This window comes from Rhizobium sp. NFACC06-2, assembly GCF_900101425.1.
Taxonomy (GTDB): domain Bacteria; phylum Pseudomonadota; class Alphaproteobacteria; order Rhizobiales; family Rhizobiaceae; genus Agrobacterium; species Agrobacterium leguminum.
Window position 1 is genome coordinate 501,740 of record NZ_FMVA01000001.1, and the last position, 24,121, is coordinate 525,860.

The following is a 24,121-nucleotide window of genomic DNA, read 5'->3' on the forward strand; positions in this document are numbered from 1 at the left end:
CGGCTTTTTTGTTATTGTGCCGCCTGTCAGCGGGCCTGAACAACGGGAAGTATGAGAGAAATGGTAACGATCATTCAGGATGACGGAGCGGAAACCTACGAGACGAAAGGCGGCATCAAGGTCAGCCGAAAGCGTCGGCCCGCCGACTACGCCAGCGCCATCGATAATTATATCGAAAAGCTCGATTCCCATCGCGGCGCGGTTTTTTCGTCCAACTATGAATATCCGGGCCGTTACACCCGCTGGGATACGGCCATCGTCGACCCGCCGCTCGGCATTTCCTGTTTCGGCCGCAAAATGTGGATCGAGGCCTATAATGGTCGCGGCGAAGTGCTGCTTTCCTTCATTACCGAGAAGCTGAAGGCGACGCCCGATCTCACGCTTGGCGCTTCCACCACGCGCCGTCTCGATCTCACCGTCAACGAGCCGGACCGCGTCTTTACCGAAGAAGAGCGTTCGAAAATCCCGACCGTCTTCACGGCGCTGCGCGCCATCGTCGACCTCTTTTATTCGAATGCGGATTCGGCCATCGGCCTGTTCGGCGCCTTCGGTTACGATCTCGCCTTCCAGTTCGACGCGATCAAGCTGTCGCTGGCGCGCCCGGAAGACCAGCGCGACATGGTGCTGTTTCTGCCGGACGAAATCCTCGTCGTTGACCACTATTCCGCCAAGGCCTGGATCGACCGTTACGATTTCGAAAAGGGCGGCGTGACGACGGACGGCAAGTCCTCCGACATCACACCCGACCCTTTCAAGACCACCGATACGATCCCGCCCAAGGGCGATCATCGTCCCGGTGAATATTCCGAACTGGTGGTGAAGGCCAAGGAAAGCTTCCGCCGCGGCGATCTGTTCGAGGTCGTTCCCGGCCAGAAATTCATGGAGCGTTGTGAAAGCAATCCGTCGGCGATTTCGCGCCGGCTGAAGGCGATCAATCCCTCGCCCTATTCCTTCTTCATCAATCTCGGCCATCAGGAATATCTGATCGGCGCTTCGCCGGAAATGTTCGTGCGCGTCTCCGGCCGCCGCATCGAGACCTGCCCGATTTCCGGCACCATCAAGCGCGGCGACGATCCGATTGCCGATAGCGAGCAGATCCTGAAACTGCTCAATTCGAAGAAGGACGAATCCGAACTCACCATGTGCTCGGATGTGGACCGCAACGACAAGAGCCGCGTCTGCGAACCGGGTTCGGTAAAGGTCATCGGCCGGCGCCAGATCGAGATGTATTCGCGCCTCATCCACACCGTGGACCACATCGAAGGCCGCCTGCGCGATGACATGGACGCCTTTGACGGCTTCCTCAGCCACGCCTGGGCCGTTACCGTTACCGGTGCGCCGAAACTCTGGGCCATGCGCTTCATCGAGGGCCATGAAAAGAGCCCGCGCGCCTGGTATGGCGGCGCAATCGGCATGGTCGGTTTCAACGGCGACATGAATACCGGCCTGACGCTGCGCACCATCCGCATCAAGGACGGCATTGCCGAGGTGCGTGCGGGTGCGACGCTGCTTAACGATTCCAATCCGCAGGAAGAAGAAGCCGAAACCGAGCTGAAGGCATCCGCCATGATCGCCGCCATTCGCGATGCGAAAGCCACCAACGCCGCTTCCACCAAGCGCGACGCCGCCAAGGTGGGCACCGGTGTGAAGATCCTGCTCGTTGACCACGAAGACAGCTTCGTGCACACGCTGGCGAATTATTTCCGCCAGACGGGCGCGACCGTCTCCACCGTCAGAACGCCGGTTGCGGCAGAGGTGTTCGATCGCTTCCAGCCCGATCTCGTCGTGCTCTCTCCCGGACCGGGCAGCCCGACGGATTTCGACTGCAAGGCGACGATCAAGGCCGCCCGCGCCCGCGAATTGCCGATCTTCGGCGTTTGCCTCGGCCTTCAGGCACTGGCGGAAGCCTATGGCGGCGAGCTTCGCCAGCTTGCGGTGCCGATGCACGGCAAGCCCTCACGCATCCGCGTGCTGGAACCGGGTCTCGTCTTCTCCGGCCTCGGCAAGGAAGTAACCGTCGGCCGCTACCACTCGATCTTCGCCGACCCCTCCACCCTTCCGCGTGATTTCATCATCACCGCGGAAAGCGAGGATGGCACGATCATGGGCATCGAACACGCCAAGGAGCCGGTGGCCGCCGTTCAGTTCCACCCGGAATCGATCATGACACTCGGCCAGGACGCCGGCATGCGCATGATCGAAAACGTCGTGGTGCATCTGACCCGCAAGGCGAAGACAAAGGCGGCATGATGGCTGCTGCCGACGCCATCAGCATCGAACCCATCCGGGCGGAACACGTTGAAAGCTTTCACCGTGCTCTCGATGCGGTGTCGCGCGAGCGGAAGTATCTGAGCTTCCTGGAGGCGCCGCCGCTCGATTCGGTCCGCGCCTTCGTTCTCGACATGATCGAAAACGACCATCCGCAATTCGTGGCGATTGCGGATGGCGAAGTGATTGGCTGGTGCGATATCCGCCGCCAGGACAGAGCGACCCGCGCCCATTGCGGCACGCTCGGCATGGGTATCCTGCCTGCCTATCGGGACAAGGGGTTGGGTGGACGGCTGATGCGGCAGACGCTCGATGCCGCGCGTCAATGTGGGCTGCACCGCGTGGAACTGAGCGTGCATGCCGACAATGCCAGAGCAATCGCGCTTTATGAAAAGATAGGTTTTGTGCATGAAGGCCTGGGCCGTGACACCGTTCTGATCGACGGGCGTTACATCGACAGCCTGAACATGGCGATCATCTTCGGCAACTAACCCCTCGGCAGCGAGGCGGAAATGCACAGCGCGAATTTCTTCAGCAGCTGCATGTCGAAATGCCCTTCCCGACGCAGCATCCAGGTCAGCGCGTCATTCGCCGTCCACGGCTTCTTGTAGGGCCTGACCGAGGTGATGGCGTCATAGACGTCGCAAATCGCCGAGATACGCGCATAGAGGCTGATCTGGCTGCCCGCACGGCCGCTCGGATAACCACCGCCATCCATCCGCTCATGATGATTGAAGCAGACATCGAGCACCATCTCCGGCATCTGCACATTGCGCGACAATATATCCCGGCCGAATGCGGGATGGAGATTGATGATTTCCCGCTCGCTGGCGCTCAACCCTTCCGCCTTGTTGAGGATAGATGAAGGGATTTCCACCTTGCCGATATCATGCAGCAGCCCGCTGATGCCGAGCAGATTGACCGTTCCCCTGTCGAGCCCGAGATAATTACCGAAGAGGATCATCAGCCCGCTGACGGAGACCGAGTGCACGAAGGTCGTTTCATCTTTCGATTTCAGGCGGGTGACGCCGATGAAAATCGCCGGGTTCGACTGTACGGCATCGGAAATCTTGCCCGCCGCCGCAGCCATGCCCTTCAGCGAAACAACGCCGCCCTCTTCTGCGGAAGCAAAGGTCTCGGCAATCGTATCGGCGGCCGAGCGTACGGCGTGGGTAACGGCGGCGACGGTTTCCGGGCAATTGCCCGGTTGCGGCGAAGGAGCCGCAGAACGCGCGCTGCCTTCGGTATCGTATCCCTTGGCGGTGTTGATGACGATGCTTTCGGCGCCGCTTGATTTCAATTGACGCATTAATTCCTCGTGCCGCAAAAGAAAGCGGTGCCGCTTTAAAAATCCCTGGTTCGAAAGCGTTCCTTCGACCGCTTCGATAAACATGCCAATCGTCAGTTGCTGGGTGGAAATTCGTTTGAGCATCAGATGCTTTTATTTTCCTTCCCGGGAATGATAACCTGAAACCGTAATTCGTAAAAATGTCGGCGCGCAACCGGCTAAACTACAAAGGTGAAGTCAAGTCTTCCCAACCCTGCCTAAACTTGCACCTCGGAAGATTAGATAACACAAATATGAAAATTTTTTACTCTGGATATATTTAAAACTCAAAGAATCAATCCGAATAGATCAAGAAACAACCGTAGAATGTAAATAGTGAAAATTCTCGCATACGACGCAAATCAGGAGCCGAAGAAACCCGCATGAATTCCAGACTTGAAACGCGCATCGATCAGGGTACGGGCCGTGAACCGGCGGACATGGTTCTCAAGGGCGGACGCTTCTTCGATCTCGTCACCGGAGAACTCGTCGCTTCGGATATCGCCATCTGTGGCGACACCATCGTCGGCACCTGCGAGAACTACAAGGGGCGACGGGAAATCGACATTTCCGGAAAGATCGTCGTTCCGGGTTTCATCGATACGCATCTCCATATCGAATCGTCGCTGGTGACGCCGCACGAATTCGACCGCTGCGTTTTGCCCTATGGCGTTACCACGGCCATTTGCGACCCGCACGAGATTGCCAATGTTCTGGGCGTGGAGGGGCTTCGGTTCTTCCTCGACAGTGCCATGGAAACCATCATGGACATCCGCGTGCAGCTCTCCTCCTGCGTGCCCGCCACCCATCTGGAAACCGCCGGCGCGGATCTGCCCATCGAAAAGCTGCTGCCGTTCCGGGGGCACCCGAAGGTCATCGGCCTTGCCGAATTCATGAATTTTCCGGGCGTCATCCACAAGGATCCGGTGTGCATGGCGAAGCTAGAGGCCTTTCAGGGCCAGCATATCGACGGGCATGCACCGCTTCTCTCCGGCACGGCCCTGAACGGCTATCTCGCCGCCGGCATCCGCACCGAACATGAATGCACGAGCGCGACTGAGGCGTTGGAGAAAATCCGCAAGGGCATGCATATTCTGGTGCGCGAAGGCTCGGTCTCGAAGGACCTGCACGCCCTGATGCCGATCATCACCGAGCGCCTGTCGCCCTATCTGGCCCTCTGCACCGATGATCGCAACCCGCTCGACATCGCCGAACAGGGCCATCTCGACTATATGATCCGCACGGCGATCGCCAGCGGCGTGGAACCGCTCGCCATCTACCGCGCCGCCTCCATTTCCGCCGCAAAAGCCTTCGGCCTGCGCGACCGCGGCCTTGTCGCACCGGGCTGGCGCGCCGATCTCGTGGTGGTCGACAGCCTGCAGAACTGCAAGGCGAGCATGGTGCTTTCCGGCGGGCGGATCGTCAACGACGCCCTCTTCGCCACGCGCAAACCGGTCGCACCCGTCGGCCTCGACAGCGTCAAGGCAAGACCCGTGCTCGCCTCGCATTTCGGCGTGCCGGTCACGGAAGGCGAAAGCCCTGTCATGGGCGTGCTTCCCGGCAAGATCATTACCGAGCACCGCCGCTACAGGCTGCCGACGGATGGCAACCAGACCTCCGTCGATCTTGAAAACGACATCATCAAGGTCGCCGTCATCGAACGCCACGGCAAGAACGGCAACCATGCCAACGGTTTCGTTCAGGGCTTCGGCCTGAAAAAGGGCGCCATCGCCTCCACCGTCGGCCATGATAGCCACAATATCTGTGTCGTCGGCGTGAGCGAAGACGACATGGCGCTGGCCGCCAACCGGCTCGGCGAAATCAAGGGCGGCTTCGTGGTGGTGGAAGACGGCAGAGTCACGGGCGAGATCGCTTTGCCCGTCGCAGGGCTGATGAGCCTCGAACCCTACGAGACCGTTCGCGATACACTGCACACGCTCAGAAAAGCAGCCTATGCGCTCGGCACCACGCTGGAAGAACCCTTCCTGCAGGTCGCCTTCCTGCCCCTGCCCGTCATCCCGCATCTGAAGATTTCCGATATGGGTATGGTGGATGTGGACCGGTTTGCGTTGATCTGACGGTGGATTGCCGACCGGAGACAGCGGAAAACGCTCAATCCGCGTTTTGAGGCCGCGAGAGCGGCCTCATGCTTTCGTCTCCGAAGGCCAGGTGACGTAATAATATTTGCCCGCGACCCTGCCAAAATAGGCGTGTTTTCCTGTCGCATTGTCGACATAGCTTCCGCTTCCATCCTTGGAAAGCTCGCCGTCTTCGCTGCGCTTCAGCTGCGTGTTGAGGAAATCCACCCAGTTGGTCTTGGCGATGTCAGTGGCTGTCGTCGGCTTGGCGTTTTTCTGGTTCGGATCCCACGCATTGATCGTTTTGCCCTGGGTGGGGTTCGAAACCTGCAAGGCTCCACGCTCGAGAGCACTCATCATCGACCGGGCGCGCAGATATTGCGCCGGATCGTCCCCCGCCAGGGAAAGCTTGGCCCTCAGATTCCGCATGAAGGCGGGCGATGCGATATAATCGGCTGACGAGGTTTTGGGGGCTGGTTTCGGTGTGGATGCGCGGGCTGCCGATTGTCCGGAAAGGAAGACCTCTCGGATGGATGGAAGGGCGGCCTTAGCTTTGGCGCGTGGTGAGGTGGAATTCGCGGTATTGGGCTGATTGAAATTCTTGATTGAAACGGACATGACAATCCCTGCTTCACTTTATGGGTGGAGACCGAAAATCTGTAGGTTTCAATGATTAATACTGGAAGCTTGCCCAAGGCTCGCCAAAAGCGAAGTAAATATGAAAAAATTACTTCGTATCTGTCATTAATACGAATATATATAAGTTTCAATCGTGAATTAATTAAAATTCAATATTTTATAAAATTCATCAATACATAAATAGTGCTACTCACCATCCAAGACGCGATCATGGCGCGGCATTTGATCGGCGAAAGGCGCCCGCGAAGACTGACATCATCCACTAGCTGAACAATGCCGAGAGGTCATGAACCCAAAGGCAGAGACTTGCGAAAATAAACCACCCGCTGCGTTTCCTCAAATCCCAGCGCCCCATGCATGCGATGTGAATCGATATTGGAAATATCGGCATCGGAAGCAAGTTCGCTCACACCCTTGCTGGTCGCCCAACGGGTTACTTCGGCAATCAATGCGGCCGCAACGCCCTGTTTGCGAAAGGCCTCCTCCACATAAACGCCTTCGAGAAACGCCACGGGCGAGGTGTCGCATCCGTTGACATAATCGTGCCGCAGGCTGGCCTCGGCAAAACCGATGGCCATGCCCGCCGGATCATAGGCAATAAATCCAACCTCGTTGTCGGAGACGTCCTGCAACTCCGCCCGGTGTTCGGCGGGTGAAGCATCCGGCCACAAACGGTGCCGCAGAAGCGACCACTCATCGAGCGATGCTTCGCCAGCCGTCTCGATGGCAAATTGCCCGCTCATGCAACGACCCCGCAAAACACATCCAGCCCCTCGAGCTTCACGATACCCGCATCGAATAACGGTGCGAAACCCGGCATCGGCAGTATATCGGTGACCCGCATGGCCTTCGGTATCGGGAATTCCACCGCCTCACGGGTGAGGTTGAAAACGAAGAGCAGTTTTTCATCCCCCTTCTGGCGCGTGAAGGCCAGCACATCGAGATTGGTCTTGATAAAATGCATGTCGCCATCGCGCAGCGCGCCGTGACCTTTTCGGAAAGACAAAACGGCGCGGTAATGGTTCAGAACCGAGTCCGGCCTGCGCTCCTGCGCATCCACAGCCTGCATGGCATGAACATAGGGCACCGGCAGCCAGGGTTTTTCAGCGCTGGAAAAACCGGCATTCGGCTTTCCTGTCTCCCACACCATCGGCGTGCGGCATCCGTCCCGCCCCTTGAAGGCGGGCCAGAAGCGGATGCCATAGGGATCGCGCAGATCCTCGAAGGCGAGTTCCGCCTCGGTGAGACCCAATTCCTCGCCCTGATAGAGACATATGGAACCGCGCAGGCTGGCGAGAACGCAGATGGCAAGCTTCGCCACCCGCACCTGCTCCTCTACACTTTCGGAAAAACGGCTGAGGTGGCGCACCACATCGTGGTTGGAAAAGGCCCAGCACACCCAGCCATCCGTCACCACCTTGCCGAAGGTCTCGACCGAGGCGCGCAGATGCTTCGCGCTGAAATCCGGACCCAGCAGGTCGAAGGTGTAGCACATGTTGAGCTTGTCATTGCCCGACGTATAAGCCGCCACCGTCTTCAGCGACCGCGCCCCGTCTCCCACCTCACCCACCGTGGCGCGCCCCTCATACTCGTCGAGCAGCGCGCGAAAACGCTTCAGGAAAGCCACGTTTTCCGGCCGCGTCTTGTCGTAGAGATGGTCCTGCATGCCATAGGGATTGACGTCGGAAGCATCGAGACCGAAACTTTCCTCGTCGAAAAGCGGCGGGTTGTCGCGCAAAAGCTTGTCATGGAAATAATGATTGACGGTATCGAGCCGGAAACCGTCAACCCCGCGATCCAGCCAGAAACGCACGGTTTCCAGAAGCGCATCCTGCACATCCGGATTATGGAAATTGAGATCCGGCTGCGAGGCGAGGAAGCTGTGCATGTAATATTGCTTGCGCACGCCGTCCCATTCCCAGGCCGGGCCGCCGAACACGGAAAGCCAGTTGGTGGGGGCCGTGCCATCCGGCTTGGGGTTGGCCCAGACATACCAGTCTGCCTTGCTGTTGGTGCGGCTCGCCCGGCTGTCCACGAACCAGGGATGCTGGTCCGACGTGTGCGAGATGACCTGATCGATGATGACCTTCAATCCCAAACGGTGCGCCTCGGCCATCAGTGCGTCGAAATCGGCAAGCGTGCCGAACATCGGATCGACATTGCAATAATCGGAAACATCATACCCCATATCGGCCATGGGCGAGGTAAAGAAGGGCGAGAGCCAGATGCCGTCGACACCGAGCGAGGCGATATAGGGCAGACGTTTCGTCACCCCGGCAAGATCGCCGAAACCGTCGCCGGTCGTATCCTGAAATGAGCGCGGATAGACCTGATAGATCACCGCTCCCTTCCACCAGTCCGATTGCGCTTGGGGTTTGTGGACCGGGGCATGGGTTAGCGGCATGGGCGATCTCCTGACGGTGGCCGGCGCATGTCTCCCAAAAGTGTGACGCGGTTTTGGGAAAGAGACATGCGTAAAAAAGAGACACAGCGCTTTCGCGATTCGAAGAAAAGCGAAAGCGCTGTGGCACAAGAATATAAAGCTGTCGCTGCCGCGTAAACCGGAACTTCGCACATGCACAAACGGCTACAACCGCCCTTGTCAGCGGCGCGCACTCGTCGTAAGCCGCATGGCTGGAAAAAACGGGAGGATGACGGCGTGGGCGGACGGTTTCTGTCGATTGGCGAATGCATGGTGGAACTGTCGCAGGCCGGCAACGGGCTGCTGCGCAAGGGTTTTGCCGGCGATACGTTCAATACCGCCTGGTATGCCCGGGCCTGCCTGCCGGGCGACTGGTCGGTCGATTATTTCACCGCACTCGGCGACGATCCTCTTTCTGAAGACATGCTCACCTTCATCGCGGATGCCGGCATCGGCACGGAGAAAATCCGTCGCATCAAGGGTGGCACGCCCGGCCTTTACCTCATCAACCTGAAGGACGGCGAGCGCACCTTCAGCTACTGGCGCAACGCCGCCGCCGCAAGGCAGCTCGCCGCCGATGCGGACCACCTGCGCAGGACGGTGGAAAGCGCCGATGTCGTCTATTTCTCCGGCATCACGCTCGCCATTCTTGCCTCCGCCCATGATGTCGATACGTTCCTCGCCGAACTGCGCCGCGCCAGGGCGGCGGGCAAGCTGGTGGTCTTCGACCCCAACATCCGCCCGCGCCTGTGGGCGGATAAGGATACGATGCTCGAGACCATCTCCAACGGCGCACGCGCCGCAACGCTCGTCATGCCGAGCTTCGATGACGAGGCGAGCCATTTCGGCGATGTCTCCGTGGAAGCGACCATCGACCGCTACCGTTCGCTTGGCGTCGAAAACATCGTCGTAAAGGACGGCGCCAAGGGCGCGACGCTCGATTTCGGCGGCAGTCGCAGTCACGCCCCGGCGGTGAAAGCCGTGGACGTGGTGGACACGACAAGCGCCGGCGACAGCTTCAACGGCGCTTTCCTCGCCCGTTATGTGACCGGCAGTTCGCCGGAGGAAGCGGCCACCTTCGCGGCAAGGGCGGCGGCAACCGTCATCGGTCACCACGGCGCGCTGATCAGCCCTGAGCTTCTACCGCTGGTGGGATAAGGCTCCGCCGCACCGGGGAGGCGCGCAAACTTCCGCGCGCAAACCACGCTTCCCCGCCGTCACACACCCTGACATGATCCTGTAACACGCACGCCGCATATACGGGCAGAAGCCGGGCAATGGGGATTCGCCCGTGCGCAGATGAGCAGGATCAGTGTTTCATGACGAGAATCACGATTGTCACAGATGCCTGGCACCCGCAGGTCAACGGCGTGGTTCGCTCCATAGAAAACACCAATACCGAACTCGCGCGGCTCGGCGTCGATGTGCGCATGGTCACGCCGCAGAGTTTTTACAGCATCCCCTGCCCCACCTATCCGGAAATCCGTCTTTCGGTTGCCGGTTATCGCCGTGTGGCGGCGGAGATCGAAAAAAGCCAGCCTTCCTTCGTGCATATTGCGACGGAAGGGCCGCTGGGTTTCATGGCGCGGCGCTGGTGCGTGAAGAACCGCATGCGTTTTTCAACCAGCTATCACACCCGCTTTCCCGAATATGTGGCGGCGCGTTTCCCCGTGCCGGAAAGCTGGCTTTACGCCTTCGTGCGCTGGTTCCACAATGGCGGCAACACCTGCATGGTGGCGACGCCGAGCCTTGAGACCGAACTGGAAGCGCGCGGCGTGCGCAACCTGAAGCGCTGGAGCCGCGGCATCGACGCCGAGCTTTTCCATCCCCGCCCGAAAGCAAAGCTGCCTTTCGACCTGCCGAGGCCGATCTTCATGACGGTGGGACGTGTGGCCGTAGAGAAGAACCTGCCGGAATTTCTGGAGTTGGACCTGCCGGGTTCGAAGGTGGTCATCGGCGACGGCCCCGCCCGCCATGAATTGCAGGAGAAATATCCGGACGTTTTGTTCACCGGCGTCAAGACCGGTGAGGAACTGGCCGATGCCTATGCGCAGGCCGATGTCTTCGTCTTCCCCTCGAAGACCGATACGTTCGGCAACACCATTCTGGAAGCGCTGGCAAGCGGCGTGCCCGTGGCCGCCTTCCCCGTCACCGGACCGATCGATATTCTCGGCGGTAACCCCGCAGCCGGTGCGCTGGACGACAATCTTCGCGATGCCTGTCTGGCAGCACTTCATTGTTCGCCGCAGGAGGCGCTGGCGCTTTCCAGAAGCTACAGCTGGGAAAAAGCCTCGCGGCAATTCCTCGACAATGTCATTCACGCCGCCGGCAAGTCCCTGCCGCTGCTGTCGCGTTCTCAGCTTGCGTGAGGCCGATCCCCGAGATTCTGCTCGGGAACGGTGGACGAAACGAAGCGGGAATGTCACAAGGCAATCAGGACGCGACTGCCGTTATCTTTAGAACGGGGTCGGGCTGCTGATTGACGTCAGGCGGCTGCCGCGAGAACACGCTGGCCGTCCTCTGTTTCCGGATGATCCCGCCTCAGGACAAGGGAAGCAGCTCTTTCCGCTGGGCTGCGCACCAGTGATTGATCTTCTCGATGATGTCCTTTGCAGCAATCGGCAGGGCGCTGATGGGTATGACAGCCACCGTCCCGTGGAAAACCAGCACCAGACTGTCGGGCGGCGTGAGTGCGAGATGGTGAAGCCCAGCCTGCGTAGCAACATTGCCCCTATAAATCAAAAGACCTTTTGCTGACAAAACCTTGGATCGACACTGCGCGGCGTAACCTGCCTTCACCACGCTCCGGTGAGCATCTGGCCGGAAAGCGGTACGGTCCGCGCTTTGCCGTCGGGATCCGTTACAGAAAGCGAGGCGGCCATCTGTTTCGGCGACTTGCGGAACCAGTTGGCGGCAACGCTCGCCATATCGCCGATCATCGCCTGCCTGTGCCAGTCGGCAAAGCGCTTGGCCGTGGCTTCAGGTTCGGAGCGATAGAAGAAATCGCCGGATTGTCCGAGATCGTTGATGGATGCCGCCATGGCGACAAGCGGCCGCTGGAACATTTTCGCCGGCACGGAAAGCCCATCGGCACCTTCCGAAAATGCCGGCGCCATGAAATCGATCGCCCAGCCATCCGCCTCGATCCAGCAGTGGAAGTTCTCGCCTGCGCCCGTCACATAACCGTCTTCACGGTGATCGGCGAACAGCAGCACGGTTCCGCCGAGATTATAGGCCGCAAGCCCGCCCTTCGGCACCGCCTTCACCTTGTAATACTGCTGCAGGATGAAGGCGCCGAAGGTGCTGAAATACATGGAAGCCGAAGCGGGATCGGCATTCTGGCTGATGAGCAGGCTGTTGATGACGCGGTAAATCCGGTGATAGTCGGTCTGCTTGATCAGCATGATTTTTACTCTTCAAAGAAGTGCCGTCGAATTGGAACGAGCGGGTGCCACCTGTTTCTTCTCCCTGAGGGGGAGAAGTCCGCGGCAGCGGGATGAGGGGGCAAGGGTCGTGAGATACGGCAACGTTGCCCCCTCATCCGACCCTTCGGGCCACCTTCTCCCCGGCGGGGAGAAGAAATATGCCGCAGCGTTGCGCCCTAGAATCGAAGGCCGATCAACGCCGCTTCTTCGCCTTGCTTTCGAACGGATTGTCCGAACCCCGATAGTGCACGCGGATTGGCACGCCCGGCATGTCGAAATCCTTGCGCAGACCGTTCACCAGATAACGCGTATAGCTTTCCGGAATAGCTTCCGGCCGCGTGCAGGAAATCATGAAGGCCGGCGGGCGGGCCTTTACCTGCGTCATATATTTCAGCTTCAGGCGGCGGCCGGAAACGGCCGGCGGCGGATGCTGGGTCGTCTGCGAATCCAGCCAGCGGTTAAGGCGGGCGGTGGAGATGCGGCGGTTCCAGACCTTGTCGGTGTCGATGATGTTCTGCATCAGCCGGTCGAGACCATAACCCGTCTGTCCGGAAATCGGCACCGCGCGGATGCCGCGCGCCTGCGGCAGAAGCCGCTCGGTTTTCTCGCGCAGATCGGCCAGATAGGCCTGCGGGTCTTCCACCAGATCCCATTTGTTGAAGGCGAGCACGGCGGCGCGGCCTTCGCGGATGACGAGATCGACCAGCTGCAAATCCTGCTTTTCGAATGGGATGGTGCTGTCGAACACGATCACCACGGTTTCGGCAAAACGGATGGAGCGCAGCGAATCCGCCACCGAGAGCTTTTCCAGCTTCTCCGTCACCTTGGCCTTGCGGCGCATGCCGGCCGTGTCGAACATCTTGATGGTGCGGCCGCGCCAGTCCCATTCGACCGAAATGCTGTCGCGGGTAATGCCGGCTTCCGGGCCGGTCAGCAGGCGGTCTTCACCGAGAAAGCGGTTGATCAGCGTCGACTTGCCCGCATTCGGCCGGCCGATAATGGCGACGCGCAGCGGCTTGGTCTCGTCATAAACCGGCTCCTCGTCTTCCTCGTCCTCGCTGCCCGGCTCGCTGCGCGGCAGAACGATATCCGTCTCCGCCTCATCCACTTCCGGCGGGAAAGCGACGTCTTCGCCGATTGCTTCGACAATGGCGTCGCGCAGGTCGATCATGCCCTGACCGTGTTCGGCCGAGATCGGGCAAGGGTCACCGAGACCAAGCGTGAAGGCGTCGTAGAAACCGGCATCGGAACCGCGCGCTTCGGACTTGTTGGCCACCAGCACCACCGGCTTGCCGCGACGGCGCAGCATTTCGGCGAGCGTCTCGTCGGCCGGCGTCAGTCCGGCCTTGGCGTCCACAACGAACAGCGTCACATCGGCATCGTCGATTGCCGCTTCGGTCTGCGCCCACATGCGGCCCTGAAGCGTTTCCGGCCCGGATTGCTCCAGACCGGCGGTATCGATGATGGTGAAACGCAGGTCGACCAGCTTCGCCTCGCCGGGGCGGCGGTCGCGGGTCACACCCGGCGTATCGTCCACCAGCGCCAGCTTCTTTCCGACAAGACGGTTGAAAAGCGTGGACTTGCCGACATTGGGGCGCCCGACTATGGCGACGGTGAAGCTCATTGATCCTGGTTCCTTAAAGCACGTCTGCCCAAAACGTTACCTGTTTTGGGCAAAGGACATGCGTAAAATAATGAGTTGGATCGCTTTGGCAATGCACAGAATGCCGGCGCGATCCTGCGTGGCGCAGCGGCGTTAGGCAGCCTTGCCGGAAGCGGTGATGTTGTCGAGCATGATCTGCGCGCGGTTCGTCACGTTACGCGGCGCCTGCGCGTCGCTGACGATCTGCTCGAACCATTGCTTGGCCTTGACGAAATCGCCGGCCTTGTAGGCGGCGAGACCCAGAGCCTCGCGGGCGGAAGCCTTCATGGTCTGGCCTTCGCCGCTGAGCGGCTCCGCCAGCGCCGCGACCTGATCATAGGTGCCGTTATCCACCAGCAGCCAGGCCGCGCGCACCTTGGCGGTATCGCGGAAGACCTGCGGTGCGGACGTATCGTTGCCGATGGCGGTGAAGGCGGCGATGGCGCCGGCCGCATCGCCCTTCTGCGACAGCAGCGTGGCCGAGCGGAACTTCGCCAGAACCGGATAATTGCCATGACCGGAAGTTTCGAGATCGGCGAAGGCCTTCAGCGCCTCATCCGTCTTGTTGTCCGAAGCGAGCTTCAGCGCCGCAAGGAACTGGTCGCCGGAATTGGAAGCGCGGCTGGTGTTCCAGTATTCGTAGATACCGGCGCCGGCGGCGCCCAGAACCACGAGAACGGCCGCACCCACGACCACGATACCGTACCGGCCCCAGAAGCGCGACAGCTGCTCGGAACGGATCTGCTCGTTCACTTCGCGGATAAAGGTATCATTTTCGTTTGCCATCAAATTCTCCGTTACCCGCGCGGAGATCGTTCCCGATCCATCCGTCCGCGGACATACCAAGCCGCTTACCCGGGTCAGCAAAAGCCAGACCGACCGGGCCATGGTCGGCCTTCTAGCCTATTTTGCCTGATATGTAAGGGGGAAACGTTGATTTCCTACAGGACGATGGGCTGAACGCCGATCAACCATTCGTGCAGTTTCAGAATGAAGGCACCCCACAGGACGATGCCGCCGAGGATGGCCACCAGATCGTAGCGGCCTGAAACGAAGTCCCGAACCACTTTTTCGCCCTCCCGTTCCCGGCGCTTCAGCGAAATCCGCATCACCACGCCCCAGGCGAGGAACGATACGAAAAGAAGAATGGAAGACGTCTCGCCATTGGCCAGAAGATGCGCGAGCGCCCATATCTTGACCGAAAGAATGAGCGGATGTTTCGTCTTCGTCGCGATGTGGCCAGCCGGGATAAGGCTGGCGATAAGACAGATCATCGCCGGCAGCATCAGGGTCACGGCAATGTGGCTCATCCAGACAGGTGGATACCACAACATTCCGGTTTCCTGCCGCGCTTCACCGAAGGCATAAATGACAAGGCCGAGCGTGATGAGGCTGACGAGCGAATAGACGCCCTTGAAAGGGCCTTCGCCCATCGTCGCGATCATCCGCGCGCGAAATTGCGGTGCGACCACCTTCAAAAGATGCGTCAGCAGGAACAAGGCAAGACAGAGTGCGAGAAAAAGCATGAAACACGGTCCCCCGGGTGGAACGAAGCGGCCCTATCACCGCAAGCTGCAACAGGAATTAGGCCGAAAGTCATGAAAACGCCAGACTATTCAAAGCTTCGCCTTATTCCACCCGCAAAAGGCCACGGTGTTTCATATGACGGATAACTGATGTTTCGCCCATTTGCCGCCTTTTCCCTGTCGGTTCTCGCCGCCCTTCCCGCTCTTGCACAAGAGGCCGAGAAGCCGAAGCAGCTCGTCATCGTCTCCTTCGATGGTGCGGGCGACAATACGCTGTGGGAAAGAAGCAGGACGACGGCGAAAGAAGTTGGCGCGCATTTCACCTATTTTCTCGCCTGCACGCTGGTGATGGACCGCAAGACCAGCGCCAAGACCTATCAGGGACCGGGCCAGAAGGCCGGCCGCTCCAATGTCGGCTTCGGCCAATCGCCAGAAGAGGTGGAGGCGAGGCTCAGAAACATCTGGGCCGCTCATCGCGAAGGCCACGAGATCGCCAACCACACCTGCGGCCATTTCGATGGCGGACAGTGGACCGCGGAACAATGGGACGGCGAATTCACCACCTTCACCAGCACGCTGGAAAATGCCTGGCAGATGATCGGCAAGAAGGGCGAGGAACCCGAAGGCTGGCGGGAGATGGTGAAAAAGATCAATGGTTTCCGCGCGCCCTATCTCTCGCAGGGTCCGGCTCTGACCGCCGCGCAGAAAAAGCACGGCTTCGTTTACGACGCCACCAGCATCACCAAGGGACCGGAATGGCCGGTGGAGCGTGAAGGTATCCAGCATTTCGGCCTGCCGCTGATACCCGAAGGCCCGGGCAACCGCCCGATCATCGCCATGGACTACAATCTCTTCATCCGCCACTCCATCGGCGTCGAAACGCCTGACCGTGCCGGGGAATTTGAGGAACGCGCCTATACGGCCTTCCGCAATGCATTCGACAGGCAATATAGTGGCGAGCGCATTCCGCTACAGATGGGCTTTCACTTCGTGAAGATGAATGGCGGCGCCTATTGGAACGCCTATGAGCGGCTGCTGCGCGAGGTCTGCGGCAAGCAGGATGTCGCCTGCGTGAGTTACGCCGAGGCGATGCCGATGATCGAGGCGCGGAAGAAACAAAAGACCGAGGGGTAAACTTCCTCATACTCTCCTGTTCGTGACAAAGGTCGAACACCCCTCCTCCGTCATGCCGGGCTTGACCCGGCATCCAGCTACGGCGCGTCTGCGCCGTGAGAAGAGTCTTTTGCGATCAAGGACTTGATCGCGCTGGACCCCGGATCTAGTCCGGGGTGACGGGTGCGAATGAGGCAGTTCACCAAACACATCGTCTTCGTAGCACGTGCTCGAGACCTGAAGGCGGCCAATCGACCGCCTTTTTTCAAGGCTTGTTGGCCGCCAGCTCTCCGGCTTCCGCTTCCCGCTGAAGATAGCGCTCGTCGATATCCGGCAGGGGCTTGTCGTCGATCGCGGCCTCGAAGGCCACAAGACGTTTGTGGATGGACAGCAACTCGATGATCGTGGTCCAGGAATTGACCAGATACTGGAACGAATTGCTGACCTGACCGAAGGCCGTGGCGATCTGCTGGTAGATACCGTAGGTGATCTTGCCCGCCACGATGGTCGGAACGAGCATCAGAAGCAGGAACACCGCATCGGCCTGAATGTAGAAATACCGTGCGACGTTGAAATAGAGATAGTGCCAGTACATGCGGAAATAATTCTTCCGCACATTGGAGTAGAGTTCCTTGACTGTCGGCGGCTGGGCGCGGTCGGCGTGGTCCTCGCCATAGACCAGTTCCTTACGATAGGCGGCTTCCACACGCTGGTTGCGGAAGTTCAGGCCGGGCAGCTTGATGCCGACTGTCGCCAGAAGAACCGTACCGAAGATGGACCAGACGATTGCCAGCCAGAACAGCGCATGCGGCACTTCACCGAGGATCGGCAATTCAGAGACATAAGACGACAGCGCAAACAGGATCGGCAGGAACACGACGAGCGTCATCACCGAGTTGATGAGCGTAATACCCAACCCTTCGAGCGTCGAGGAGAACCGCATCGTATCTTCCTGAACGCGCTGGGACGCACCTTCGATATGGCGCAGCTTTTCCCATTTCGACATGTAGAAGTCGTTCATCGCGGTTCGCCAGCGGAAGATATAATGGCTGGTGAAGAAATCCGTCAGGATCGAAACGGCCATGCTGAGAAAGGCGATCTTGGCGAAGACGATCTGAAGGCTGTAGAAATCCCAGACCTCGATACCCGGCTGTTTCGAAAGGGCATTTTGCAGAAGATCGCCGAAAGGCCGCCGGAAATTATTGATCACGACGGAAATCTGAACGCCGAAATAGGTGACCGCGATAATCAGCAACGATCCCCAGATGGACCAGTATTTCCAGGGATGATCCTTGGCGATAACGGTCCACACGCCGCCGAACGCCGCCAGACACAATGCGAGATAGGCGTAAAAGAACAGGTTAGCCGGGACCAGGAAGTAGCTGAGATCGTAGGGTTCCTGTTCAGGCATTACATAGCCCCAAGACCGACCTAACCCTTCAACGATGAAGTACCATCCGAGAATGGCGAAAAAAGCCCATATAATGGCCGACGTGAAGAAGATTTTCGGTTTGGGAAAGAAGGAATGAAACACGTTTCGGACTCACGCGCGTTTGAAATCAGCCATTATTGGCGAAGCACTAGATGGCCCGAACCTAGGGCAGAAATTTGTGCACAGCAACGGAGAAGCGACGACCTTAACAAGATGTAAGGCGCAGGTGGCGGGCGATGGCCACCGGAAACACCGGATGAAAGGCAGGAAAAGACAGCCAGCGGCCTAGCGCCGCCGCTCCGTGGCAAGCACCGGCAGCATCAGCAGAATGCTGACGACGAGCACGGCGGAAGCGAGAATGCTGGGCGCGGTGAAACTTCCCGTCGCCTCGGCAATCCAGCCGGCGGCAAGCGGCCCGACAATCTGGCCCGTGCCGAAAGCGGCCGTCATCAGCGCAAAGGCGCGACGCGGGCTCGGCCCGGCAAATTCCCGGCCGAGCTGCAGGCCATAAGCGGTGATGACCATGAAGGTCAGCCCGAGAAGCAGGCCTCCGACGAGAACGCCCGGCACCGGCGGCAGCATGACGGAAGCGAAGACGCCGGCGGCTTCCATGGCAAGAACGATGACGAAGGCGCGTTTCAGCCCCTGCGATTTCAAGACCGGTTTCCAGAGGAAAAGCGAAATGGCGGCGGCGCAGCCGGTGATGAACCAGGCCAGAAACTCCACGAAAGCGCCGGCAGCGGCCATGCGGGCGATCGCCACTATGAAGGTGGCGGTGATGACGTAACCGAAACCGAAAAGCCCATAGGCCAGCGTCGTCAGGAGGAGCGGCCGCGTCCAGTGGAGCGGCGGCTCCGCCACAGAGGATGCATGTCGCGGCGGGCCTGCGGGCAGCACCCGCCAGACGAGAATGAATGTGATGAAGGAAAAGACAGCACCTGCAATCCACTCCTCCCGCCATGAGGAGCCGCCACCGTCAAAAACAACGCCGATCAGATAGACCGCAAGCGAGGAGATCGCGATGCCCGCACCGACGCCGCCATAATGCAGCGCCTGAACGCTGTCCCTGCCCGCCTTGACGGCATGGCCGATAACGATCTGCGAGGTGAAGATCATGGTCAGCGCGCTGGCGACGCCGGCCAGAAACCGGATGATGGTGAAAGCCGCGACGGAGTTGAAAGCCGCCATGGCAAGCAACAATGCCCCGGTGGAAAACAGGCCGCAAAGCGCCACCAGCCGTTCCCTCCCCGAACCCCACGAATAGGCCGCCAGAACCGCCCCCGCCAGATAACCGGCGAAGTTACCCGCCGCCACGATCCCCGCATCCCCCGCCGAAAGCGGAACGTCGGCCATCATGCCGGGCAGAATGGGGGTGAAAGAAAAGCGGCCGAAACCCATGGCGGAGGCCATCATCAGTGCCCCGGAAAATCCAAGTGCGGTCAGATGTCTGGCGGAAAGTGGCTTGTCGATGCTCATGCATGGCTTATCGCAACGGGGCGGATAAGGGACAAGCGAGTTATTTTGATCGGCGTTATAAGCGGTCGTTATCTGTCATGAGGCGAGCATCGATGCGTTCCGCGGGTACCGCGTATTTCTTCTCCCCGCCGGGGAGAAGGTGGCCCGAAGGGTCGGATGAGGGGGCAAGCTCTCCGAAATCCGGCGAGGGCGCCCCCTCATCCCGCTGCCGCGGACTTCTCCCCCGAGGGGAGAAGAAACAAGCGGCACGCGCTCGCTCCGACCTTAAAAGTGAGGGTGACGGAGGCAGGTGTAGCTGTCACTCAGCGAGCGTCAGCACCAGCGGCCCGTTCTTCGTCGCCACCACGGTATGCTCATACTGCACCGTCGGCGCGCTCGGATCGCTATAGAGCGTCCAGGGATCGTCATCACCGTCCTCGGCCCAATAGGCGCCCGTCGACAGGAACGGCTCGACAGTAAACACCATGCCTTCCTGCATGATGCGCCGCTCGTCCTTGTCCGGCCAGGTCGCCAGTTCCTTCGGCTCCTCGTGCAGCGAGCGGCCGATGCCGTGGCTGGCGAGATTGGTGATCAGCGTATAGCGGTTCTTCTTGGCAAAGGCGCCGATGGAATTGCCGATATCGGCGAAAGGCCGGCCGGTTTTCACCTGCTGCAGGCCGGTCCACATGGCGCGTTTGCCATCGCGGCACAGCCGCTCGATGTCCTTCTTCACCGGCGGCACGGCGAAGGACGACCCGGTATCGCCGAAAAAGCCGTTCTTCACCGCCGAGACATCGATATTGACGAGGTCGCCCGCCTTGATGATGCGGGGGCCCGGAATGCCATGAGCCACTTCCTCATTGACGCTGATGCAGGTCGCGCCAGGAAATTTGTAGCAGAATTCCGGAGCCGACTGCGCGCCGTTATCCTCCAGCACCTTGCGGCCGATGGCATCCAGCTCGGCCGTGGTGATGCCCGGTTCCAGCGCGTCCGCCATGGTCTGCATGGCAACGGCGCACAAACGACCGATATCCTTGAGCAGATCCAGTTCTTCGTCGGTGGAAATGACCATATCTCTGTCCGTTATTCTGCATGGCGGGTCTCAAAACGCCCGCCCTGGTAATCATCAGGCCGTGGCTTTCACCGGATCGGCGCGCCCCGTCAATTCTTTTCTGACGATTGGAGCGACTTTCGTACCATAAAGCTCGATGCCGCGCATGATCTGGTCATGCGGCATCAGGCCGATGGCCATCTGCAGCAGGAAGCGATCGTTTCTGAAAACGCCATGCGCCTTGATGATCTTTTCCGCCACCAGCTCCGGCTCACCGAGGAAGAGATTGCCCTCCGGCCCGCGCGCGGCGTCGAAATGCGCGCGGTTCGTCGGCCCCCAGCCACGCTCGCGGCCGATGCGGTTCATCACCTCCGCCTGCGGTCCGTAAAACTGGTCCGCCGCCTTGTCGGTGGTGTCGGCGATGAAGCCGTGGACGTTGATGCTGGTGCGCAGTTTCGTCTTTTCCTGCCCCGCCCGGCGTGCTGCCTCATGGTAGAGATCGAACAGCGGCGCAAACCGGCGATATTCGCCGCCGATGATGGCAAGAGCCACCGGCAGGCCCATGGCGCCGGCGCGCGCCACCGATTGCGGCGTGCCGCCCACGGCGATCCACACCGGCAGACGCTCCTGCAGCGGCCGCGGATAAACGCCGCGCCCGTTAATGGCGGGATGCTTGGTGCCGGACCAGGTGACGATTTCCTGCTCCCGCAGCGCCAGAAGCAGATCGAGCTTTTCGGCGAAGAGCACGTCGTAATCCTCAAGATCGTAACCGAACAGCGGGTAGGATTCGATGAAGGACCCGCGCCCGGCCATGATTTCGGCGCGGCCGTTCGACAGGAGATCCACGGTCGAAAACTGCTGGAACACCCGCACCGGATCGTCCGAACTCAGCACCGAAACGGCGCTCGTCAGGCGGATATTCTTCGTCTTCACCGCCGCCGCCGCGAGCACCGTGGAGGGCGAGGAGACGACATAATCCGGACGGTGATGCTCCCCGAGGCCAAAGACATCGAGCCCGACCTGATCGGCAAGCTCGATCTCTTCGATGAGTTCGCGCAGCCGGCGCGCGCCTTCCGGCCCACGGCCATCGGCGGGGTTGGGATTGACATCCGCGAATGTGTAAAGACCGAGTTCCATAGATGATACCTCTGTTTGCTTGCCTGAGAGATAGGGACGGAAGCGCCCGCAGGCAAATGCAGAATCTGGATGCTTAGCTTCGAAAAAATGGATGGGCGCGGCCTGTTTCACCGCGCTACCGTGCTCCCCCGAAATGGCGCCTGAAATGGCGATTGCCAGCCTGCCCCCTTTGGGCATACCTTGCTTAAACATGTGCGAAGTAATGCAAAAAGGGGAAAGCATGCATCGGACAGTTATCGTGACGGGCTCTACAAGCGGTATCGGCCTTGCGATTGCGCAGCGATTTGCGCGCGACGGCGCCAATATTGTACTGAACGGTTTCGGCGATGAGGACGAGATCGAAAAACTGCGCCTTTTGCTGGAAGCGGAAAGCGGCGGGCGCGTGCTTTATCACCCCGCGGATATGACGAAACAGGACGAGATCGCCGATCTCATTCAATCCTCGCACGAAAAACTCGGCTCGGTGGATGTGCTCGTCAACAATGCCGGCATCCAGCATATCGCGCCCATCGAGGAATTTCCGACGGAGAAATGGGACTGGATCATCGCCATCAATCTGACCGGTTCCTTCCATACCATGCGGGCTGCGATACCGCTGATGAAGAAGGCCGGAAAAGGCCGTATCATCAACATCGCATCCGCCCACGGTCTCGTCGCCTCGCCGTTCAAATCGGCTTATGTGGCGGCCAAGCACGGCATCATGGGCCTGACGAAGACGGCGGCGCTCGAGCTTGCGCAGACCGGGGTTACCGTCAACGCCATCTGTCCGGGTTATGTGCTCACACCGCTGGTCGAAAAGCAGATACCGGAAATGGCGAAGGTGCGGGGCATCAGCGAAGAGGCGGTGAAGAACGACGTGATGCTGGAACTGCAGGCAACCAAGCAGTTCGTCACCGTCGATGACGTGGCCGCCGCCGCACTGTTTCTGGCAAGCGACGCCGCAAGCAACATCACCGGCACCCATATTTCCGTGGATGGCGGCTGGACGGCGCAATAATTGCCGAACTTTCTTTCCGTTTTGGAAACAATGAATTGCCAAAACGGAAATCGATATACGCCTGCGGGCGTGCATATGATGCGCAGGGACAATGACAAGAAACCGGCTCGGCAGCCGGTCAAAAAAGCAGGGCATTGCATGAACGACGCGATCAGCTTCATCCTCAACAGCGAAACCATCTCGCTGAAGGATTTCGGACCGACAGACACGCTTCTCGATTATCTCCGCATCAGCAAGCGGTTGACCGGGACAAAGGAAGGCTGCGCCGAAGGCGACTGTGGCGCCTGCACGGTGCTGGTCGGGCGGCTGCTGGACGGTTCGCTGCGTTATGAAAGCGTCAATGCCTGCATCCGCTTTTTAGGCTCGCTGCACGGCACCCATATCGTGACGGTCGAGCATCTGGCCGCCCGCGACGGTACGCTGCACCCCGTGCAGCAGGCGATGGTGGATTTCCACGGCTCGCAATGCGGTTTCTGCACGCCGGGCTTCATCATGTCGCTTTACGGTCTCTGGCTTGCCAGTGAAAACCCCGGCCGCGCCGACATCGAAAAGGCGCTGCAAGGCAATCTCTGTCGATGCACGGGTTATGAGCCGATCGTGCGCGCCGCCGAAAAAATCGCCGCTGCCCGCCCGAGCGCGCTCTTCGACCCGCTGCAACGGGACCGCACCGATATCATGGCAAGGCTCTGGGCGATCCGCGCCAATGAAACGATCACCGTCACCCACGGCGAGGACCGCACCATCATTCCAGCGACACTGGCCGAACTGACCGAGATTTACGCTGCTGAGCCGAAGGCGACCATCGTTGCCGGCTCCACCGATGTCGGCCTGTGGGTGACGAAGCAGATGCGGGCGCTGAACCCGGTCATCTTCATCAACAATCTCGGGGATCTGCAAACCATCACCGTGGATGAGGACGGCGTGACACTCGGTGCCGGCGTCACCTACAGCCAGGCCTTCAAGACCGTTGCGGAACACTTCCCGCCGCTTGCCCGGCTGTTCGACCGCCTCGGCGGCGAGCAGGTGCGCAATATGGGCACCATTGGCGGCAATATCGCCAACGGTTCGCCCATCGGCGATACGCCTCCGGCGCTGATCGCGCTCGGGGCGACGCTGACCTTGCGATCCTCCTCCGGCAACCGCAGCCTGCCGCTGGAAAGCTATTTCATCGATTACGGCAAACAGGACCGGTTGAGCGGCGAATTCGTCGAAAAACTCTTCATCCCGTTCCGGAAGCCGGAAAGCATCTACGCCGTCTACAAGATTTCCAAGCGCCGCGACGAGGATATTTCCGCGCTCTGCAGCGCTTTCAACCTGACGCTCGATGCCGACGGCGCGGTCGAAGACATCCGCATCGCCTTCGGTGGCATGGCCGGTACGCCCAAACGCGCCGCGCATCTGGAGGCGGCCCTTCTCGGCAAGCCCTGGCGCCAGGAAACCATCGATGCGGCACGCGATGTGCTGGATGAGGATTTCACCCCGCTGACCGACTGGCGGGCGACTGCCGAATATAGGCAACTGACGGCCAAGAACCTGCTGACGCGGTTTTTCCTCGAGACTTCGGGGCAAAAGCAGGAACTTGTGCGTTTTGCACTGGAGGAGGCTTGAA

General features: G+C 59.9%; 21 protein-coding genes. 8 read left to right on the plus strand and 13 right to left on the minus strand.

Annotation, left to right across the window (positions count from 1 at the left end; genetic code table 11):
• The first annotated feature begins 60 nt into the window (after nt 1–60).
• Nucleotides 61–2,250, plus strand: coding sequence for an anthranilate synthase (locus tag F3H58_RS02630; RefSeq protein WP_149741102.1), 2,190 nt, complete (start codon nt 61–63; stop codon nt 2,248–2,250).
• Nucleotides 2,247–2,759: a GNAT family N-acetyltransferase gene (locus F3H58_RS02635; protein ID WP_188128737.1), complete on the plus strand. Its 513-nt coding sequence runs from the start codon at nt 2,247–2,249 to the stop codon at nt 2,757–2,759. Before F3H58_RS02630 ends, F3H58_RS02635 begins: the two co-directional genes overlap by 4 nt.
• Here F3H58_RS02635 and F3H58_RS02640 read toward each other — a convergent pair.
• Nucleotides 2,756–3,700 (minus strand): cyclic di-GMP phosphodiesterase, encoded by a 945-nt coding sequence (locus tag F3H58_RS02640; RefSeq protein ID WP_149741103.1) that lies wholly within the window; start codon nt 3,698–3,700, stop codon nt 2,756–2,758. The two genes, F3H58_RS02635 and F3H58_RS02640, sit on opposite strands and share 4 nt — an antisense overlap.
• 278 nt (nt 3,701–3,978) lie before the next feature.
• On the opposite strand from F3H58_RS02640, the gene ade reads away from it, so the two are divergent.
• Nucleotides 3,979–5,673, plus strand: a complete 1,695-nt coding sequence (ade, locus tag F3H58_RS02645) for an adenine deaminase (protein WP_149741104.1) — start codon at nt 3,979–3,981, stop codon at nt 5,671–5,673.
• Nucleotides 5,674–5,739: 66 nt separating this feature from the next.
• Here the strand turns inward: ade and F3H58_RS02650 are convergent, their stop codons facing one another.
• The 3 genes from F3H58_RS02650 to bglA form a co-directional block, all read right to left on the minus strand.
• Nucleotides 5,740–6,291, minus strand: coding sequence for a hypothetical protein (locus F3H58_RS02650; protein WP_149741105.1), 552 nt, complete (start codon nt 6,289–6,291; stop codon nt 5,740–5,742).
• 305 nt (nt 6,292–6,596) lie between these two features.
• Nucleotides 6,597–7,055 carry an aminoglycoside 6'-N-acetyltransferase gene (aac(6'), locus tag F3H58_RS02655; protein ID WP_149741106.1) on the minus strand — a complete coding sequence of 153 codons (459 nt, stop codon included), beginning with the start codon at nt 7,053–7,055 and terminating at the stop codon, nt 6,597–6,599.
• Nucleotides 7,052–8,716, minus strand: a complete 1,665-nt coding sequence (bglA, locus tag F3H58_RS02660; RefSeq protein ID WP_149741107.1) for a beta-galactosidase BglA — start codon at nt 8,714–8,716, stop codon at nt 7,052–7,054. Before bglA ends, aac(6') begins: the two co-directional genes overlap by 4 nt.
• A 255-nt stretch (nt 8,717–8,971) precedes the next feature.
• On the opposite strand from bglA, the gene F3H58_RS02665 reads away from it, so the two are divergent.
• Together F3H58_RS02665 and F3H58_RS02670 are read left to right on the plus strand one after the other, a co-directional pair.
• Entirely contained in the window at nt 8,972–9,892 is a 921-nt protein-coding gene (locus F3H58_RS02665; RefSeq protein ID WP_188128769.1) for a sugar kinase, read from the plus strand.
• 161 nt (nt 9,893–10,053) lie between these two features.
• Entirely contained in the window at nt 10,054–11,103 is a 1,050-nt protein-coding gene (locus tag F3H58_RS02670; protein ID WP_035240305.1) for a bifunctional monoglucosyl/glucuronosyl diacylglycerol synthase, read from the plus strand.
• 172 nt (nt 11,104–11,275) lie between these two features.
• Here F3H58_RS02670 and F3H58_RS02675 read toward each other — a convergent pair whose 3' ends face one another.
• The 5 genes from F3H58_RS02675 to F3H58_RS02695 form a co-directional block, all read right to left on the minus strand.
• Nucleotides 11,276–11,536, minus strand: coding sequence for a hypothetical protein (locus tag F3H58_RS02675; RefSeq protein WP_149741108.1), 261 nt, complete (start codon nt 11,534–11,536; stop codon nt 11,276–11,278).
• The gene (locus tag F3H58_RS02680; RefSeq protein WP_149741109.1) at nt 11,530–12,138 is read right to left on the minus strand and encodes a DUF2026 family protein; all 609 of its coding nucleotides are present in this window, start codon (nt 12,136–12,138) and stop codon (nt 11,530–11,532) included. Before F3H58_RS02680 ends, F3H58_RS02675 begins: the two co-directional genes overlap by 7 nt.
• 214 nt (nt 12,139–12,352) lie before the next feature.
• Nucleotides 12,353–13,783, minus strand: a complete 1,431-nt coding sequence (der, locus tag F3H58_RS02685; RefSeq protein ID WP_003524225.1) for a ribosome biogenesis GTPase Der — start codon at nt 13,781–13,783, stop codon at nt 12,353–12,355.
• A gap of 132 nt (nt 13,784–13,915) precedes the next feature.
• Nucleotides 13,916–14,587, minus strand: coding sequence for a tetratricopeptide repeat protein (locus tag F3H58_RS02690; protein ID WP_149741110.1), 672 nt, complete (start codon nt 14,585–14,587; stop codon nt 13,916–13,918).
• A 155-nt stretch (nt 14,588–14,742) separates the two neighbouring features.
• Entirely contained in the window at nt 14,743–15,327 is a 585-nt protein-coding gene (locus F3H58_RS02695; protein ID WP_149741111.1) for an NnrU family protein, read from the minus strand.
• 150 nt (nt 15,328–15,477) lie between these two features.
• On the opposite strand from F3H58_RS02695, the gene F3H58_RS02700 reads away from it, so the two are divergent.
• Nucleotides 15,478–16,461 carry a polysaccharide deacetylase family protein gene (locus F3H58_RS02700; protein WP_149741112.1) on the plus strand — a complete coding sequence of 328 codons (984 nt, stop codon included), beginning with the start codon at nt 15,478–15,480 and terminating at the stop codon, nt 16,459–16,461.
• A 244-nt stretch (nt 16,462–16,705) separates the two neighbouring features.
• On the opposite strand, the gene sbmA is transcribed toward F3H58_RS02700, so the two are convergent.
• The 4 genes from sbmA to F3H58_RS02720 form a co-directional block, all read right to left on the minus strand.
• Complete coding sequence (gene sbmA / locus F3H58_RS02705; RefSeq protein ID WP_035240299.1) at nt 16,706–17,974, minus strand: peptide antibiotic transporter SbmA; 1,269 nt, start codon at nt 17,972–17,974, stop codon at nt 16,706–16,708.
• A 183-nt stretch (nt 17,975–18,157) separates the two neighbouring features.
• On the minus strand, nt 18,158–19,348 hold the full coding sequence (locus tag F3H58_RS02710) for an MFS transporter (RefSeq protein WP_149741113.1): 1,191 nt from the start codon (nt 19,346–19,348) through the stop codon (nt 18,158–18,160).
• Between the two features lie 298 nt (nt 19,349–19,646).
• Complete coding sequence (gene map, locus F3H58_RS02715; RefSeq protein ID WP_149741114.1) at nt 19,647–20,399, minus strand: type I methionyl aminopeptidase; 753 nt, start codon at nt 20,397–20,399, stop codon at nt 19,647–19,649.
• A gap of 54 nt (nt 20,400–20,453) precedes the next feature.
• Nucleotides 20,454–21,515: an LLM class flavin-dependent oxidoreductase gene (locus F3H58_RS02720; RefSeq protein ID WP_149741115.1), complete on the minus strand. Its 1,062-nt coding sequence runs from the start codon at nt 21,513–21,515 to the stop codon at nt 20,454–20,456.
• 220 nt (nt 21,516–21,735) lie between these two features.
• On the opposite strand from F3H58_RS02720, the gene F3H58_RS02725 reads away from it, so the two are divergent.
• On the plus strand, nt 21,736–22,512 hold the full coding sequence (locus F3H58_RS02725; RefSeq protein ID WP_149741116.1) for a 3-hydroxybutyrate dehydrogenase: 777 nt from the start codon (nt 21,736–21,738) through the stop codon (nt 22,510–22,512).
• Between the two features lie 138 nt (nt 22,513–22,650).
• Nucleotides 22,651–24,120 carry a xanthine dehydrogenase small subunit gene (gene xdhA / locus F3H58_RS02730; protein ID WP_149741117.1) on the plus strand — a complete coding sequence of 490 codons (1,470 nt, stop codon included), beginning with the start codon at nt 22,651–22,653 and terminating at the stop codon, nt 24,118–24,120.
• Nucleotide 24,121 lies beyond the last annotated feature (1 nt).